Below are 18,360 nucleotides of genomic sequence, written 5' to 3' on the forward strand. Positions count from 1 at the left end.
AGCGACAGATACGTAGAGCAGGAATGGAGGAGTAATATGAAACGAGTTTACAATTTTTCAGCAGGACCGGCAGTACTGCCGGAAGAAGTTTTACGAGAAGCAGCAAATGAGATGCTGGATTACAAAGGATGTGGAATGTCCGTTATGGAGATGAGTCATCGCTCGAAAGCTTTTGCTGAAATCATTGAAACCGCTGAACAGGATCTTCGTGATTTGATGGGAATCCCGGATAATTACAAAGTACTGTTCCTTCAGGGTGGCGCAAGCCAGCAGTTTGCAATGATTCCAATGAATCTGATGAAGAACAAAGTAGCGGATTATATTGTTACCGGGCAGTGGGCCAAAAAGGCAGCTGCTGAAGCATCCAAATATGGGAAGGTGAATAAGATCGCATCGTCCGAGGATAAAACCTTTTCGTACATTCCTGACTGTTCGGATCTGCCGGTTGATGAAGATGCAGATTATGTATATATCTGCGAAAATAATACAATTTACGGAACCAAATTCAAGGAACTTCCGAACACGAAAGGCAAGACACTGGTAGCGGATGTATCATCCTGTTTCCTGTCCGAGCCTGTAGATGTGACAAAATATGGTCTCATCTATGGTGGAGTCCAGAAGAATGTCGGACCAGCGGGTGTTGTTATCGCGATCATCCGCGAAGATCTGATTACGGAGGATGTACTTCCGGGAACACCGACCATGCTTACATACAAGACACATGCAGACGCAGGTTCTCTTTACAATACACCGCCGGCATATGGAATTTATATCTGCGGTAAGGTATTTAAATGGCTGAAAAAGATGGGCGGACTGGAAGTTATGAAAGAACGCAACGAAAAGAAAGCCAAACTGCTCTATGACTACCTGGATCAGAGCAAACTGTTCAAAGGTACGGTAGAAAAGAAAGACCGTTCTCTTATGAATGTACCATTTGTGACAGGCAGTGACGAGCTGGATGCCAAATTTGTAAAAGAGGCAAAAGAAGCAGGTCTTGAGAACCTGAAAGGACACCGTACTGTTGGTGGTATGCGTGCAAGTATTTATAACGCAATGCCATACGAAGGCGTGGAAGCCCTGGTTGCATTTATGAAGAAGTTTGAGGAGGAGAATCTGTAATATGTATAAATATTTTTGCTTAAATCCGATTTCTCCTGTTGGACTAGAGAAATTCAGTGATGACTATGTACCTGCCGGTGAGATGGCAGGAGCAGATGCGGTACTTGTAAGAAGTGCCGGAATGCATGAACTGGAATTTGATAAAGATTTAAAAGCGATTGCCCGTGCCGGAGCCGGTGTAAATAATATTCCACTGGACAAATGTGCGGAGCAGGGAATCGTTGTATTTAATACACCAGGGGCAAATGCCAATGGTGTAAAAGAGCTGGTGATCGCCGGTATGCTGCTTGCATCCAGAGATATCCTTGGAGGTATCAACTGGGTACAGGAGAACGAAGAGGATGGCAATATTGCCAAAGATGCAGAAAAAGCGAAAAAAGCATTTGCAGGCTGTGAGATCCAGGGAAAGAAGCTTGGCGTGATCGGCCTTGGTGCAATCGGTGTCTTGGTTGCCAATGCGGCTACACATCTCGGGATGGAAGTGTATGGTTATGATCCATATGTTTCTGTAGATTCCGCATGGAGACTTTCAAGAAGCATCCATCACACTAAGAATGTAGATGAGATCTACAAGGAGTGCGATTATATCACAATCCATGTACCGGCACTGGAAGATACCAAGGGTATGATCAATAAGAATGCCATCAGTCTGATGAAAGAGGGCGTTGTGATCCTGAACTTTGCAAGAGATGTACTGGTGAACAGCGAAGACATTGTGGATGCACTTGTTGGAGGAAAAGTCGGACGCTATGTAACTGACTTCCCGACACCGGAGATCGCAGGAGTAAAGCATGCGATTGTCATTCCGCATCTGGGAGCGTCAACTGCTGAATCAGAAGATAATTGTGCAAAGATGGCAGTAGAAGAGCTGAAAGATTTCCTGGAAAATGGAAATATCCGTAATTCTGTCAATTTCCCGGCATGCGATATGGGGGTAAGGGATAAAACAAGAATTACGATTCTGCACAGAAATATTCCGAACATGATCGGTCAGTTTACTGCGCTTCTGGCAAAGGATAATGTCAATATCGATGATATGACGAATAAGAGCCGTGGCAGCTATGCATATACGATGATCGATGTGGATAATGATGTGGCAGAAGACGTGGTAAAAGGTCTGGAAATGATCGAGGGTGTTCTGAAAGTCAGAGTAATTGCATAAAAAATGACAGAGGGTGCGTTTGAAAAAGCGCATCCTTTTTTGTTAAAAAAATAGGAATCCTGTTAAAAAAATAAGAATCCTGTTAAATGATTAATTACTGCCATTTCGGTAGCATTTCAAAAAAAGTGTGTTACACTCGCAATAGATTGTGGCGGACTGTTATTGCAAGGGAAGAAGATACAAAGAGTATCAATATGTCATATACAGGGAGGTATTTAATATGGCAATAACAATCGGCATAAACGGATTTGGACGTATTGGAAGAGTTGCATTCCGCATTGCCATCAATCAGCCGGAAAAATTTAAAATTTGTGGGATCAATGTGAGAAACGCAGATCTGGATTATATGATTTATATGATCCGTTACGATTCGATCTTTGGACGTTTCCAGGGAAGTCTGGAAAAATATGAGGATGGAATTGTTGTAAATGGCGAGAAGATCCGAGTGTATTCAGAAAATGCTGCTGCTGACATTCCGTGGGGAGAGTGTGGAGCAGAATACATTATAGATGCGACAGGTGCTTACTGTACGACAGAAAAAGCAATGGCACATATCCGGGGTGGAGCAAAGAAAGTGATCATTTCTGCACCGGCTAAAGATCAGGACACACCGACATTTGTAATGGGCGTGAATCATGAACTTTATCAGTCATTTATGCAGGTCGTTTCAAATGCATCTTGCACAACAAACTGTCTTGCACCGATCTGTAAGGTATTGGAGGATAAATGGAATTTCTTATCGTGTACCGACTTCAGATGTATCCATTGTGGATCTGAATGTCGCTTTGAAGACAGAAACCACTTATGAAGATATCTGCAAGAAAATGAAAGAAGCTTCCGAAACAACTCTTAAGGAGATTCTGGATTATGTGGATGATGAAGTTGTTTCTTCCGATTTTATCGGAGATAATCACGCATCCTCTTTTGATGCAAGGGAAGGAATCCAGGTAAACGGTCATTTTTTCAAACTGATCAGTTTTTATGATAATGAATGGGGATATACCAGTCAGATCTTCCGCCTGATTTCGCATATGTACCAGGTGGACCATGGTGTAAAATAAAACAGATTGTAAATGAAAAAGTAAAACGTATATCAGCAGTAACAGTCAGAAGCCATAAAAGAAAGAGTATCACGTGAACAAAAAGAAACATGATACTCTTTTTGTTACATAGGATAATTCATTTCCTATGTAACAAAAAGCCTCCGGCAAGATGCGCACTGAACCATGCAATGTATATGACGTAAGCGACCGCCCAAGGCGCTAGAATATGCGAAGCATATTCTGTGTCCTCTGGTACTCAAATTTTTCAAAATGCTTTTTCAAAGGCAGGAAAATATCGTCTTTTTTATAACGATGCTTGCGTATTTTGAAAAATATGGTATGATAGAGGACAAAAGTAGCACTTTACAGTGTGAAAATGTAACGTAGGAGGAAGAGATAATGGCATACGAGATTACAGGACATACAGTCCTTACCGGATTACTGGGGAGTCCGGTAGCACACAGCATTTCCCCAATGATGCATAACGAGGCATTTCGCCAGCTGGAGCTGGATTACGCATATTTGGCATTTGATGTTGGAACAGATAACTTAAAGACAGCAGTAGATGGTCTGAAAGTCATGGGAGTCAGAGGATTTAACCTGACTATGCCTGACAAGAATCTGATGTGCTCACTGGTTGATAAACTTTCACCGGCATCTGAGATCGGTGGGGCGGTCAACACTGTTGTAAATGATAACGGTGTCCTGACAGGTTATACGACAGACGGAATTGGATTCATGCGTGCAGTCAGTGAGACAGGCGTTGATATCATTGGCAAGAAAATGACACTTCTTGGAGCGGGTGGAGCCGCAGCAGCGATTCTGATCCAGGCAGCACTTGACAAAGTAGCAGAGATTTCGGTATTCAACATCCGTGATGAATTCTTCACACGTGCGGAGAAGACAATCGAGAAACTTCATGAGAAGACAGACTGCAAGATCAACATCTATGACTTCTCTGACCCGGAAGTCCTCAAAAAGGAGATCGCAGAAAGTGCAATTCTGGTAAACGGAACTTCCATCGGTATGGCACCGAAGACAGACAGATGTATCATCACAGATGACAGTGTGTTCAGAAAAGATCTGTTTGTATTTGATGTAATCTACAATCCGGAAGAGACGTTATTCCTGAAGAAAGCAAAAGCAGCAGGATGCCAGACACTGAACGGTCTGAATATGCTGTTATATCAGGGTGCTGCATCATTTGAACTCTGGACAGGAAAAGAAATGCCGGTTGATATTATCAAAGAAAAATATTTCTCGCGTTAATATGCTGAAAATGATTGACAAAGCCTATTGATTCGTGTAACATAAGCTATAGATTTTGAAAATTACATATTCTACTATCAAAATACAATGAAAAGAAGTAGTAAATATAATAAGACGTCACAGAGAGTCCTTTATCGGTGGAAGAAGGATACCGAAGATTATATTGAATTCCTCTTGGAGTAGGATACTGAATGCATTCTTTTGAAGAATTGTTAATAGGTATTTCCGGTAGCAGCCGTTATCTGCAAGGGTATAACCGTTATGAACGACGTACCTGACGAGGCAGTTGTCGTGAGACAATTGTAAAATGAGGTGGAACCACGAAGTATATAATACTCTCGTCCTCTGTTTTTACAGAAGACGGGGGTTTTTTGTTTCATAGGAAATTCCGAAGGAACTTCTAAAAGACATGTTCGATGATTAGTAGAGAGAAGAGAAAGGGAAAAAGATTATGATTATCGTATTAAAACCAAGAACAAGTGATGAAAACGTAAAACGAGTTGAGAATATGGTCCGTGCAAAGGGACTGGAAGTACATACTGTAAAAGGTGAGGATCTTACAATTATCGGCTGTATCGGCGATACGGTCCGTGTGGATCCAAAGCTTTTCGAAGTAGACTCTTCTGTTGAGAAAGTTATGCATGTACAGGAACCTTATAAACTTGTAAACCGTGCATTCCATCCGGACGATACCATCGTAGATGTATCTGGTGTCAAAGTTGGTGGCGGACATCTGGCACTGATCGCCGGACCTTGTTCTGTGGAGTCAGAAGAGCAGGTGATCGAGATCGCAAAGGCTGTTAAGGCATCTGGTGCAAATATGCTCCGTGGTGGTGCATTCAAGCCGAGAACAAGCCCATATTCATTCCAGGGACTTGGCCTTGAAGGTCTGGAAATCTTATGTGCAGCAAGAGAAGAGACAGGGCTTCCGATCGTAACAGAACTGATGTCACCGGAATATCTGGAAATCTTCGATGAAAAGGTAGACCTGATCCAGATCGGTGCACGTAACATGCAAAACTATGACCTGTTAAAACAGCTCGGACAGACGAAGAGACCGATCCTTTTAAAGAGAGGACTTAATGCAACTTACGAAGAATGGATGATGTCAGCAGAATACATTATGGCATCCGGAAATCCAAATGTTATCCTCTGCGAAAGAGGAATCCGTACCTTCGAGACTTATACCAGAAATACACTGGATCTTCAGTCTATTCCGGTAGTGAGAAAGCTCAGCCATCTTCCGGTAGTTGTAGATCCGAGCCATGCAGGAGGAAAATGGTGGTTGGTTGATCCGATGGCAAAGGCATCAATTGCAGCAGGAGCGGACGGACTGATTATCGAAGTACATAACAGTCCGGAAACGGCACTTTGTGACGGAGCACAGTCGCTGAAACCGGAAAAATATGATACACTGTTAAAAGAGATTACCGGAATCGCAAAAGCAGTCGGTAAAGAAATGTAAAAAACAGCAGCCTGGGAGGAACAAAACGATGAAAATGACGGTAGATTTAAAGGAACACAGCTATCCGATTTATATTGAAAGAGGAATTTTGAAAGAAGCAGCAGAAAGAATAGCAGAAGTATATCGGGGATCAAAGATCATGATCATTTCCGATGACAGAGTTTATTCTTATTACGGAGAAGCGCTTAAGAAAAATCTTTCTGAAAAATATGAGTGTACGGAAACCGTGATTCCACATGGAGAACCGTCAAAAGCATTCGAAACCCTTCCGGGTGTATACAGCTCTCTTCTGAAAGCAAAGATTTCCAGAACAGACTTGATCGTTGCACTTGGCGGTGGAGTGGTAGGAGACCTTGCCGGATTTGTGGCAGCGACCTTTCTTAGAGGAATCAAGTTCGTACAGATTCCAACTTCCATTCTTGCACAGGTAGATTCTTCTGTTGGTGGAAAAGTTGCAGTCGATCTTCCGCAGGGGAAGAACCTGGTAGGTGCCTTTTACCAGCCGAAGATGGTACTGATCGATCCGGATGTACTGGAAACCCTGCCGGAGCGTTACGTGACGGACGGCATGGGGGAAGTTATCAAATACGGATGCATCAAGGATCGCAAGCTCTTTGAGCTTCTGGAGAAATGCGGATCCTATGAGAATCTGAAAGAGCATTTAACCGATGTGATCGCAACTTGTGTCGATATCAAACGCCGTGTTGTAGAAGAAGACGAGTTTGATACCGGAGAGAGGATTCTCCTGAACTTCGGACATACCCTTGCCCATACCATTGAGCAGCACTTCCACTATGAAAGAGAAAGCCACGGTGAAGCCGTAGCCATCGGAATGTACCAGATCACAAAGATTGCTGAAGAGAAAGGACTCACCAAAAAAGGCGAAGCCGAGCACATCCGGAAAGTCCTGGAAGCTTATAAACTTCCGGTAAAAGCCGATGTCCCACTCCCACAGCTTACCGAAGCAATCAAGCTGGATAAAAAAACACTGAATAATAAATTAAAAGTCGTCCTTCTCCATGAAATCGGAGATTCCTATACATACCCGACCGGACAGGAATTCTTTGATGGGGACAGGATGGTATAAGTAAATACGATAAATAAGAATGCCGTAAGACCATGAAAGATATTGGTTTTACGGCATTTGAGTTAATTTCTGCGCATATGCAATAGTTCTTTTTGTTATGTCATCATTTTTATTGATTTCTACCAGAAGATCGTATATAACCAATGGTTATTATATAACAAAAATAGAAAAGCGATAAGAGAAGAAAAGCAGGAAGCTGTCCTGTTTTATGGTTCTTTTGCGGTGTTTGTTCGCTAATATATCCTTACTTTCCCGCCAACAAAATTTATCTCATATTTCTCTTCGCAAGCAAATCATGAATCTTATCCGTCGGATTCATAACCGCACTAATAGATGTAGAATGATTCATCGAATCAATGATCAGTGCAAGGAACTTACTCATATCTGCTTCAATGAAATACGGTTTATCATGAAGCTGAGGAGGCAGATAGGTCAGATTGGTTGTGATCAGTCTGTCCAGATAGCCCTTTTCATAATATTCATCGAACTTGTCAAGACCTTCTGTGAAGAGACCAAAAGTAGTACATACAAATACACGCTCAGCTCCGCGGTCTTTTAACTGCCTGGTAACATCCAGCATACTTTCACCGGAAGAAATCATGTCATCGATGATGATAACGGTCTTTCCATGTACATCGTCACCTAAGAATTCATGTGCAACGATCGGATTTTTACCATTTACGATGGTAGAATAATCACGGCGTTTGTAGAACATACCCATATCAACACCGAGTACGTTGGAGAAGTATACGGCTCTTTGCATTGCACCTTCATCCGGGCTGATGATCATCAGATGATCTTTGTCTGCTTTCAGATCCGGTTCTGCTTTAAACAAAGCTTTGATGAACTGATACAGAGGGTTGAAGCTGTCGAAACCATTGAGTGGGATCGCATTCTGTACACGCGGATCGTGTGCGTCAAATGTCAGAATGTTAGATACACCCATTGCGGTTAATTCTTCCAGAGCCATTGCACAGTCCAGAGATTCGCGTTTGGTTCTCTTGTGTTGGCGGCTTTCGTAAAGGAATGGCATAATTACATTTACACGGTGTGCCTTTCCTGTAGAAGCGGAGATGATACGCTTCAGATCCTGATAGTGATCATCCGGTGACATATGATTGATATGTCCGTTTACTGTGTATGTCAGGCTGTAGTTGCAGACATCCACCATAATAAAGAGATCTTTTCCGCGGATACTTTCGCCAAACATTCCCTTTGCTTCCCCCGAACCAAAACGTGGGCAACTGTTCTTTGCAAGATAAGAATCTGCTTCATAAGATGAATAGATTGCAGGATCCAGAAAATCATGCAGAGAATTTTTGCGGAACGATACGATGTACTGATCCACTTTTTCTGCCAGGTCCTTGCAGCTTTCCAGGGCAGCAATTTTAAGTGGTGCTGTCGGAAGAGCTTTTTCCATAAGTTCGATATTTGTCATGAGTTCCTCCTTATAATAAGCGTTTTAAGTGCTTTTTATCTAATCTTACTTATCTTTTATACCATTATTTAAAAGCAATGACAAGAAAGAGGCGTTAAAAAATTGCATTTTTTGAAGAAATCTAGTATGATATAGAAGTAGAATTCCGAATAAATATCAGGAGGAAGAAAATATGAGTAAACCAGTTGTTGCCATTGTAGGGCGGCCGAACGTTGGAAAGTCGACGCTTTTTAATGCACTGGCAGGAGAAAAGATAGCAATCGTTAAAGATACGCCGGGTGTTACCCGCGACAGAATTTATGCAGAAGTGAATTGGCTCGATAAAGAATTTACGTTGATCGATACCGGTGGAATCGAGCCGGACAGCCGTGATGTGATCCTCTCCCAGATGAGAGAGCAGGCACAGATCGCCATTGACACTGCAGATGTGATCCTGTTTATGACAGATGTAAAGCAGGGACTTGTAGATTCCGATTCAAAAGTGGCAGATATGCTCCGCCGCTCCCACAAGCCAGTCATCCTTGTTGTCAATAAAGTGGACAATTTTAACAAGATGATGCCGGATGTGTATGAATTTTATAATCTGGGAATCGGAGATCCGGTTCCGATCTCAGCATCGGAACGAATTGGAATCGGAGATATGCTGGATAAGGTTCTGGCATATTTTCCGGAAGGGGCAGGCCAGGAAGAGGAAGATGACCGTCCGAGAGTTGCAATCGTTGGGAAACCGAACGTTGGGAAATCTTCGATCATCAACCGTCTGATCGGAAAAGACCGTGTGATCGTATCCGATATTGCCGGAACTACAAGAGATGCCATTGACACGGAAGTAGTGCACAATGGAAAAGAGTACGTATTCATTGATACAGCAGGACTTCGCCGTAAGAATAAGATCAAAGAGGAACTGGAGCGCTACAGTATTATCCGTACAGTTACGGCAGTAGAAAGAGCGGATGTGGTCCTGGTTGTGATCGATGCGGCAGAAGGAGTAACCGAGCAGGATGCCAAGATCGCAGGAATCGCACATGAGCGTGGAAAAGGTGTCATCATCGTTGTAAATAAATGGGATGCCATTGAAAAGAACGATAAGACCACGAGGGAATATGAGCATCAGATCCGGATGGTGCTGTCTTTCCTGCCTTACGCAGAGATCATGTATGTGTCTGCACTGACAGGTCAGAGACTTCCGAAGCTCTTTGACATGATCGACACCGTTATTGAGAACCAGACACTCCGTGTGGCTACGGGTGTCCTTAACGAGATCATGACCGAAGCTGTTGCAATGCAGCAGCCGCCGTCAGATAAGGGAAAACGGCTGAAACTTTACTATATTACCCAGGTAGCGGTCAAACCGCCGACATTTGTCATCTTTGTAAATGATAAAGAACTGATGCATTTCTCTTATACGAGATATCTGGAGAATAAGATCCGTGAAGCGTTTGGCTTCCGTGGAACGTCTCTTAAATTCTTTATCAGGGAGAGAAAGGAGAAGGACAAATAAGATGGAACGTCTTGTATGTTTGCTGATCGGCTATATATTTGGTCTGTTTCAGACCGGCTATTTCTATGGAAAAACTCAGGGAGTAGATATCCGCAAGATGGGAAGCGGAAATGCAGGTTCTACCAATGCACTTCGCACCATGGGAATCAAAGCCGGAATGATCACCCTGCTAGGTGACTGCTTCAAATGCGTGATCGCAGTTCTGGTGGTCCGCGGAATTTACGGACAGTCTCACGCAGATATTTTACCGCTCCTTTCGCTGTATACAGGTTTTGGGGCAGTGCTCGGACATAATTTTCCATTCTATCTGAAGTTCAAGGGCGGAAAGGGAATTGCAGTTACGGCAGGTATGATCTTATCTACAGATATTCGGATTGCGGCAGTATGTCTGATTGTGTTTATTGTAATTGTTGCCGTGACACGTTATGTATCACTGGGATCGCTGGTGATTTCCGTACTGTTCCTTGTCGGACTTGTTATTGACGGACAGATGGGAATGTTTGGAATGGCGCAGAAGTATCTGTTTGAACTGTATGGAATCGGAGTGCTTTTTGTTTTCTCTGCATTTATCCGCCACCGTGCGAATATCGGACGTCTGAGAAATGGTACAGAGAGCAAGATCAGTTTTTCAAAAAAGAAAAAATAAGAGGTAATAATTATGGCAGAAATCGGAGTTATCGGTTCAGGAAGCTGGGGAACGGCCCTGGCGCTGGTACTGAATAAAAACGGACATCATGTAACCATCTGGTCTTATTTAAAAGAAGAAGCAGATGAGATCAGAGAAAAGCGGGAAAATCCAAGTAAGCTTCCGGGCGTTCATATCCCGGAGGAGATCGAGATCACAACAGATCTGCAGGGAAGCGTGGAAGGAAAAGATGTGGTCGTTCTTGCAGTTCCGTCTATGGCAACCAGAGCTACGGCGAAGAAAATGTGCCCGTATGTAAAGGAAGAGCAGATTCTGGTCAATGTGGCAAAAGGAATTGAAGAGGGTACTTTAAAGACACTTTCCGAGCAGATTGAAGAAGAGATTCCGCAGGCAAATGTAGCTGTTCTTTCAGGTCCAAGTCATGCGGAAGAAGTAAGCCGCGAACTTCCGACAACGGTTGTAGTCGGAGCAGAGACAGAAGAAACCGCCATTTATCTGCAGAAAATTTTTATGAATGATGTGTTCCGTGTCTACACAAGCCCGGATATTAAAGGAATTGAGCTTGGCGGTTCCCTGAAAAATGTAATCGCACTTGCAGCCGGAGTTGCAGATGGACTCGGATACGGGGATAACACCAAAGCTGCACTGATCACCAGAGGAATTGCGGAGATCACAAGACTTGGTATAAAGATGGGTGGAAAGCTGGAATCCTTTACCGGACTTACCGGAATCGGCGATCTGATCGTCACCTGTGCAAGTAAGCACAGCCGTAACCGTAAGGCAGGTGTTCTGATCGGTGAGGGAATGACGATGGAAGAAGCGATGGCTGAGGTCAAGATGGTAGTCGAGGGCGTGTATTCAGCAAAAGCGGCAAGAGAGTTGGCTGAAAAATATGAGGTATCCATGCCGATCGTGGAAAAGGTCAACCAGGTACTTTTTGAAGGCAAACCTGCAAAGGAGGCGGTAAGCGAACTGATGATGCGTGACGGACGCAGCGAATACAGTAACCTTCCGTGGGATTAAAGTTTCAAAGAAATTTCATAAAGTCTTAATGGAAAATCCTTCCGTATAGGCGTATAATGACGTGTATACAGGAGGATTTTTTGTATGAAATTCGGAAAAAAAGAAAAAGAAACACAAGAGGAAGAAGTCGTTCGCGGCGAGATCCAGCGTGTGGTTCCAGACTACCGGGTAGGTCTTAATCCCGAGCAGATTCGGATAAGGGAAGAGAATGGCTGGACCAATGATGAGGTTGCTCCACCGGGACTTACGACAAAAGAGATTGTTCATAATAATATATTTACCTATTTCAACCTGATCTTTCTGATTCTGGCGATTCTGCTGTGCCTGGTAGGTTCTTTGCGAAATCTGACATTCCTGCCGGTCATCATCTGCAATACACTGATCGGGATCATTCAGGAGATCCGTTCCAAGAAAGTACTGGATAGGCTGACCATGCTGAATGCACCGCACGCAGAAGTAATCCGTGGAGGGGTATCGCTGAATCTGGAGGCGGATCAGCTGGTTGTGGACGACATTGTTGTATTTCGTGCAGGGAACCAGATCTGTGCAGATGCGGTTGTTGAGGCTGGCGAGGTTCAGGTCAATGAATCTTTACTTACCGGTGAATCTGATGAGATCACGAAAAAGCGTGGAGACCGTCTGATGTCAGGTAGTTTTGTGGTATCAGGAAGCTGTCATGCACGCCTGGACAAGGTTGGAGCGGATTCCTATATTTCACAGCTGACTCTGGAAGCAAAAGCCATGCAGCAGGGGGAACAGTCGGAGATGATTCGTTCCCTGGATAAGCTGGTAAAAATGGTCGGAATCGCACTGATCCCGATAGGAATCATTTTGTTTGTGCAGAGTTATTTCTATAATCACGACAGCTTCCGGCAGAGTATTATCTCCATGGTTGCTGCAGTGATCGGCATGATCCCGGAAGGATTGTATCTTCTTGCAAGCGTGGCACTTGCGGTAAGTGCAATGCGTCTTGCATCGAAAAAGGTATTGCTCCATGATATGAAGAGTATCGAGACTCTGGCGCGGGTTAATGTGCTTTGTGTTGACAAGACAGGTACGATCACAGAAGACAGTATGTGTGTCAGTGAAGTGGTGAAAGCCAAGGCCTATGACGAAGAAAAGATGCCGGATCTGAACCGGATGATCGGCGATTTTGTCAAAGGAATGGACGCGGATAACAGCACGATGCATGCGATGCAAGAACATTTTACAGAGCATTCAGATAAAGTGCCGGAAAAAGTGATTCCTTTTTCTTCCACGGTCAAATACAGCGGAGTAATTTTCAAAGATCAGGCATATGTGCTTGGTGCACCGGAATTTGTCCTGCGTGAGGATTATACAAAGTATCAGGGAAGAATAGAACAGTATACGTCCAGGGGGTTCCGTGTACTGGTATTTGGAAGCTATGATGGAGAGCCGGATGGTAAGCCGCTGACTGGAACGGTAACGCCGCTTGGTTATGTCCTCCTTCTCAATAAAGTCAGGGAAGAAGCGCCTGCGACTTTCAAATATTTTGCGGACCAGGGTGTTGCGATAAAAGTTATTTCGGGTGATAATCCGATCACCGTATCGGAGACTGCGAAGCAGGCCGGAATTGAAGGCGCAGAGAATTACGTGGATGCGGGAACATTAAAGACCGAAGAAGATATTGCCCTTGCGGTGAGCAAATATACGGTCTTCGGAAGGGTAATCCCGGAACAGAAAAGACAGTTTGTGCAGGCACTGAAAAAGCAGGGAATGACGGTCGCTATGACCGGTGATGGTGTTAATGATGTACTTGCCCTGAAGGATGCAGACTGTTCGGTGGCGATGGCATCAGGAAGCGATGCGGCGGTCCAGGCGTCCCAGGTGGTACTTCTGGAATCCGATTTTTCAAGGATGCCGGAGGTTGTTCTGGAAGGAAGAAGAGTTGTTAATAACATTCAGCGTTCAGCAAGTCTGTTTCTGGTGAAGAATATTTTTTCCTTCCTGCTTGCAATTTTCTCGGCAGTCTTTATGATTACCTATCCGCTGGAGCCATCCCAGGTATCGCTGATCAGCATGTATACGATCGGTATTCCGGCATTCTTCCTGGCACTGCAGCCGAACCGGGATATCATTAAGGGCCACTTCCTGACCAATGTGTTCTTAAAGGCACTTCCGGCAGGACTTACGGATGTACTTGCGGTTGGTGCGCTGGTTGTATTTGGACAGACGTTCGGAGTTGCATCCAAAGATATTTCTACGGCGGCGACGATGCTGCTTGCAATTGTCGGATTCATGATCCTTTACCGGATCTGCCAGCCGATGAATGCACTGCGTATGATCGTCTGGATCGGATGCGTGATCGGACTGTTAGGATGCAGTATCTTCCTGCCACAGTTATTTGCGATTACGGGAATGTCCAGAAAATGCATTATGCTTTTTGTAGTATTCTCTATCGCGACCGAGCCGGTACTTCGGTATCTGACGAAGCTGATCGAATGGCTGAGAAAGCAGTACATAAAATTTATCAAGAATCCAATCAAAGAATTTAAAGGAAAAGCTGCCGATTAAGGCAGCTTTTCTTGGAAAATGAGTATTTTTAAAGAATAAAGATCAGATAATTCAGTCTACAAATTTTGCATTCTGATCCACTTCTTCCGACTGGTTTACGATATGATTGGTCAATGCCTCATCATCCGTGGTAAACACAATATCCGGCAGAAGTTCAAAATAAAAATCCGTATATTTTTTCGCAAGAGCCTGGATACAGAAATTCTGTACGATCTTAAACCGGGTAATGGAAACCAGATCTTTGTCAAAGGTGATGTAAACACTGATCCAGAGCTTTCTTCCGGTACGGAGAATGTCATAGTAGAGTTTTTTGTAACCATAGGCATTTAGGACAGGTTCGATCGTTTCTTTAATTTCATCAACAGTCTCTTCCTCCGGCGGGATCAGGAACAGATCCCGAAGTCCGGTTATTACCGTCTTTATCGGCGTCGGCAGCATAAAGATGGACAGGGTGACGGTAATGATCTGGTCAAGATAAGGTGTTATGGGTCTGAACCATGGAAAAGGCAGCAGAACCGGAAGAAAGAAGGCAATTGCCATACCGAAAGAGGCAATACTGTCGATCTCCCAGCCTTCCATTTCCATTGTGATCAGTGGGGAATCCATCAGACGATTCTTATATTTGAGATAAATGGATACGGTAATTCCCAGAAAAAATGCAAATAATTCAAACCAGGCAATGGTATCAAAAGCGACTTTTCTGCCACCATGGATCATGATTTCTATATTGTTCAGGATCAGCCCGACGGTAACGCCAGTCATGGTAATGCCCTTGACAACGACAAACATAGATTCAATCTGCATATAACCGAACGGGTGCTTTTCATTGGATGGCTTGTAAAGTAGCGGAATCAGAAAAAGCGACGGCAGGAGCATGCAGAACTCGACTCCGTCATAGATTGCGTCCAGAAGAACTGCCTGGGAACTGGTGTAGATTGCCATGACGATCTCAACGATAACGAAAAACAGATTCCCGTACAGGGAGACAGACATGGCTTTTTTTTCTCTTTTTTGTGCTTTTCTTCCTACGTGCATAGGATACCTCCTTTTTTGACTGTAAGAAAATCCCGATAGGATTTTCTGATAAATGAAAGGCATTACGTGCCTGTAATACGCTTTTTTGTTACCATTTATCATACCCGATTTTGAAATTGATGGCAAGAAAGTAAAAGTGAACTGGCAGTATAGTTGTTCTAAACCGGGGAAAGCCCGCATACACTGTATCAGCAATCAAAGGGGGACAGTGTATGGATACATTTGATTTATACAAGGATATACAGTGCCGGACGAATGGAGAGATCTATCTGGGTGTGGTAGGACCGGTGCGGAGTGGCAAATCAACCTTTATCAAGCGTTTTATGGATGTGCTGGTGCTGCCGAAAATGACCGATGAGCATGCAAAAGAGCGGACGGTGGATGAGCTTCCGCAGTCTGCGTCAGGGAAGAGCATCATGACAACGGAGCCGAAATTTGTGCCAAAAGAAGCTGCCGAAATCCAGCTCGCAAAGGATGTGAGTGTGCTGGTGCGTCTGATCGATTGTGTGGGCTATATGGTGGAGGGAGCCGCCGGTCACATGGAAAATGGAGCAGAACGTCTGGTGAAAACGCCGTGGAACGAAAAAGAAATTCCGTTTACAAAGGCGGCAGAAATCGGGACGAAAAAGGTAATCCATGACCACTCCACGATCGGGATTGTTGTGACGACAGACGGAAGTATCGGAGAGCTTCCCAGAAACAGCTACCGGGCGGCAGAAAAGAAAACGATCCAGGAGCTGAAAAGCATTGGAAAGCCGTTCGTGGTCTTGGTCAATACCCGGAAACCGTACAGCGCAGAGGCAAAAAACGTGGCAGAAGAAATCCAGAAAGAATATCAGGTAACGGCACTTCCGGTCAACTGTGAACAGCTACGGGAAGAAGATATCCACCGGATCATGGAAAATGTGCTCTTTGCATTTCCGGTCACAGAAGTAAAATTTTTCCTTCCAAAATGGGTGGAAATACTTACAGCAGATCACAAGGTCCGGGAAGAGCTGGTATCTTATGCAAGAGAAGTCATGGGCAGAATCGGAGAAATCCGGGATGCGATGGAGATCCGGAAGCCGGAGCAGAGTACCTACATAAATGCAGTAAATGTAACAGGTGTGTCCATGGATACCGGTGAGATCTCGGTTGAAATCAAGGTAGAAGATGGCTGTTATTATGAAATGTTAAGTGATCTGACCGGAACGCAGATCAGCGGGGAATATGATCTGATCCATACAGTGCGTAATCTTGCCATGCTCCAGAAAGAATATGAAAGTGTCAAAGATGCTCTTGCTTCGGTTAAAATGAAAGGCTACGGTGTAGTCAGCGCGACGAGAGAAGAAATCCGGCTGGACGATCCAGTGGTAATCCGGCAGGGCAATAAATACGGAGTAAAGATCCGTTCGGAAGCACCTTCTATCCATATGATCCGAGCTAACATTGAGACCGAGATCGCGCCGATCGTGGGGAGTGAGCAGCAGGCAAAGGATCTGGTAAATTATATCAACGAGGCGGCAAAAAGCCCGGATGGAGTCTGGGGAACCAATATTTTCGGAAAATCGATTGAAGAGCTGGTGATGGATGGCGTGCGAAACAAGATCGCCATGATCGGAGATGAGAGTCAGGCAAAACTGCAGGACACCATGCAGAAGATCGTCAATGACAGCAACGGAGGTATGGTTTGCATCATTATCTAAAATTTTTCTTAAATCAATTCGATTGGCGGCAGGAAACTTGCATGGCAATCCGAGAGTATGTTATACTAAAGTCTATACGTTAGGGGATACATTTTCATGGAATGAATGGTCATATAAGATACCATGAAATCTATACGTGAGGAGAAAAGAAAAGAGGGACATCTATGAAAGTAGCAATTGTATCAGCAGACACCATGATATACAGAAAACAGAAGGATGATACGTGTTCGCCAATCGTGCGAAGAGTGCTCGATCAGGTCAGCTTCAAGACAGAGCTTGTACAGCCGGTACCAAATGACAGGGAGGTTATCCGCAAGATCCTTGCGAAGATCGCGGATGCACAGATGGCAGATCTGATCCTTACGATCGGTGGGATCGGATGCAGAGAAGAGGACTGTGTTCCGGAAGCGACAAAGGCAGTGGTCGATAAGGAGATTCCGGGGATTGGAGAGTCGATGCGTCTTTTTATGACACGGACCAGAAAAAGGGCAATGCTGACGAGAGGAACAGCAGGTATTCGGGGTAAATCCCTGATCGTCAATCTTCCAGGAAGTCCGAAGATCATTAAAGAGTGTCTGGAATATGTTCTTCCGGAGATTGTTTATGCGACAGAGACGGCAGTCGGTGAACATGATGATGTTGAGGAGTAGGCAGACAGATGAGGGTGACGTATATCGGACACAGCGGATTTTCAGTGGAACTGGAATCCCATATTCTATTATTTGACTATTATGAAGGAACGATGCCGGAGTTTGATCCAGCGAAGAAGCTGTTGGTGTTTGCCAGCCATTCCCATCCGGATCATTTTAACAGAGAGATCCTGAAGCTTGCGGATGTGTATCCGGATGTGGAATATATTTTCCCGAAGGATATCAGAATTGCGAAAAAGGAGCAGCGTGAATCGGAACATTTCATGCGAAAAAGGGATGAGATTACTGTCGGGGATACAAAGGTAAAAAGTCTGCGTTCAACCGATGAAGGGGTTGCCTTTCTGGTAAGATGCGAAGACAGGATCATTTATCATGCAGGGGATCTGAACTGGTGGCACTGGGAAGAGGAAGATGATGCGTATAACCGGATGATGCGCGGCGATTATCAAAAGGAGATTGAAACGCTGGCCGGTGAAAAGATCGATCTTGCATTTGTCGTGCTTGACCCGAGACAGGAAGAGCAGTTTTACTGGGGCTTTGACTGGTATATGCGGCATACGGATACGAAGATTGTATTTCCGATGCATATGTGGAAGCAGTACGAGGTGCAGGATCGGCTTATCGGAATGGAAGTATCAGAACCATACCGGGAGAAGATCATGCGGATCCGGGAAATGGGACAGGTATTTGAACTATAAGGAG

General features: G+C 44.4%; 16 protein-coding genes and 1 other annotated feature. Of the genes, 14 read left to right on the top strand and 2 right to left on the bottom strand.

What is annotated here, in order from left to right; genetic code table 11:
• Positions 1–36: 36 nt before the first annotated feature.
• The 7 genes from serC to aroB all read left to right on the top strand — a co-directional run bounded on the left by serC (position 37) and on the right by aroB (position 7,145).
• Complete coding sequence (gene serC / locus PG840_RS03115) at positions 37–1,119, top strand: 3-phosphoserine/phosphohydroxythreonine transaminase (protein WP_117556164.1); 1,083 nt, start codon at positions 37–39, stop codon at positions 1,117–1,119.
• A gap of 1 nt (position 1,120) precedes the next feature.
• Positions 1,121–2,281 carry a phosphoglycerate dehydrogenase gene (locus tag PG840_RS03120; RefSeq protein WP_008374946.1) on the top strand — a complete coding sequence of 387 codons (1,161 nt, stop codon included), beginning with the start codon at positions 1,121–1,123 and terminating at the stop codon, positions 2,279–2,281.
• 220 nt (positions 2,282–2,501) lie between these two features.
• The gene (locus PG840_RS03125) at positions 2,502–3,089 is read left to right on the top strand and encodes a glyceraldehyde 3-phosphate dehydrogenase NAD-binding domain-containing protein (protein ID WP_330663221.1); all 588 of its coding nucleotides are present in this window, start codon (positions 2,502–2,504) and stop codon (positions 3,087–3,089) included.
• Complete coding sequence (locus PG840_RS16800; protein ID WP_330663222.1) at positions 3,049–3,342, top strand: hypothetical protein; 294 nt, start codon at positions 3,049–3,051, stop codon at positions 3,340–3,342. Before PG840_RS03125 ends, PG840_RS16800 begins: the two co-directional genes overlap by 41 nt.
• A gap of 381 nt (positions 3,343–3,723) precedes the next feature.
• Positions 3,724–4,593, top strand: coding sequence for a shikimate dehydrogenase (locus PG840_RS03130; protein ID WP_270205238.1), 870 nt, complete (start codon positions 3,724–3,726; stop codon positions 4,591–4,593).
• Positions 4,594–4,671: 78 nt separating this feature from the next.
• Positions 4,672–4,942, top strand: a binding site (T-box leader).
• A gap of 102 nt (positions 4,943–5,044) precedes the next feature.
• On the top strand, positions 5,045–6,058 hold the full coding sequence (gene aroF / locus PG840_RS03135) for a 3-deoxy-7-phosphoheptulonate synthase (protein ID WP_117556157.1): 1,014 nt from the start codon (positions 5,045–5,047) through the stop codon (positions 6,056–6,058).
• 28 nt (positions 6,059–6,086) lie between these two features.
• Positions 6,087–7,145 carry a 3-dehydroquinate synthase gene (gene aroB / locus PG840_RS03140; protein WP_270205239.1) on the top strand — a complete coding sequence of 353 codons (1,059 nt, stop codon included), beginning with the start codon at positions 6,087–6,089 and terminating at the stop codon, positions 7,143–7,145.
• A gap of 265 nt (positions 7,146–7,410) precedes the next feature.
• Here aroB and PG840_RS03145 read toward each other — a convergent pair whose 3' ends face one another.
• A complete protein-coding gene (locus PG840_RS03145) occupies positions 7,411–8,583 on the bottom strand; it encodes a ribose-phosphate pyrophosphokinase (RefSeq protein ID WP_008374954.1) in 1,173 nt (390 codons plus the stop codon).
• A 172-nt stretch (positions 8,584–8,755) separates the two neighbouring features.
• On the opposite strand from PG840_RS03145, the gene der reads away from it, so the two are divergent.
• The 4 genes from der (at position 8,756) to PG840_RS03165 (ending at position 14,288) form a co-directional block, all read left to right on the top strand.
• Positions 8,756–10,084 carry a ribosome biogenesis GTPase Der gene (der, locus tag PG840_RS03150; RefSeq protein WP_008374955.1) on the top strand — a complete coding sequence of 443 codons (1,329 nt, stop codon included), beginning with the start codon at positions 8,756–8,758 and terminating at the stop codon, positions 10,082–10,084.
• A gap of 1 nt (position 10,085) precedes the next feature.
• A complete protein-coding gene (plsY, locus tag PG840_RS03155) occupies positions 10,086–10,730 on the top strand; it encodes a glycerol-3-phosphate 1-O-acyltransferase PlsY (protein WP_195501749.1) in 645 nt (214 codons plus the stop codon).
• A gap of 12 nt (positions 10,731–10,742) precedes the next feature.
• Complete coding sequence (locus PG840_RS03160; RefSeq protein ID WP_270205240.1) at positions 10,743–11,753, top strand: NAD(P)H-dependent glycerol-3-phosphate dehydrogenase; 1,011 nt, start codon at positions 10,743–10,745, stop codon at positions 11,751–11,753.
• 84 nt (positions 11,754–11,837) lie between these two features.
• Complete coding sequence (locus tag PG840_RS03165; RefSeq protein ID WP_270205241.1) at positions 11,838–14,288, top strand: cation-translocating P-type ATPase; 2,451 nt, start codon at positions 11,838–11,840, stop codon at positions 14,286–14,288.
• A gap of 51 nt (positions 14,289–14,339) precedes the next feature.
• Here PG840_RS03165 and PG840_RS03170 read toward each other — a convergent pair whose 3' ends face one another.
• Positions 14,340–15,323, bottom strand: coding sequence for a cation diffusion facilitator family transporter (locus PG840_RS03170; protein WP_195250116.1), 984 nt, complete (start codon positions 15,321–15,323; stop codon positions 14,340–14,342).
• 212 nt (positions 15,324–15,535) lie between these two features.
• Between PG840_RS03170 and spoIVA the strand changes: the two genes are divergently transcribed.
• The 3 genes from spoIVA (at position 15,536) to PG840_RS03185 (ending at position 18,356) form a co-directional block, all read left to right on the top strand.
• Complete coding sequence (gene spoIVA / locus PG840_RS03175; protein ID WP_055155641.1) at positions 15,536–17,008, top strand: stage IV sporulation protein A; 1,473 nt, start codon at positions 15,536–15,538, stop codon at positions 17,006–17,008.
• Positions 17,009–17,172: 164 nt separating this feature from the next.
• On the top strand, positions 17,173–17,658 hold the full coding sequence (locus tag PG840_RS03180; protein WP_117834041.1) for a MogA/MoaB family molybdenum cofactor biosynthesis protein: 486 nt from the start codon (positions 17,173–17,175) through the stop codon (positions 17,656–17,658).
• Between the two features lie 8 nt (positions 17,659–17,666).
• A complete protein-coding gene (locus tag PG840_RS03185; protein WP_055246903.1) occupies positions 17,667–18,356 on the top strand; it encodes an MBL fold metallo-hydrolase in 690 nt (229 codons plus the stop codon).
• Positions 18,357–18,360 lie beyond the last annotated feature (4 nt).

The sequence above is a fragment of the Coprococcus sp. AM97-35 genome (genome assembly GCF_027697525.1).
GTDB classification, from domain to species: domain Bacteria; phylum Bacillota; class Clostridia; order Lachnospirales; family Lachnospiraceae; genus Allocoprococcus; species Allocoprococcus comes.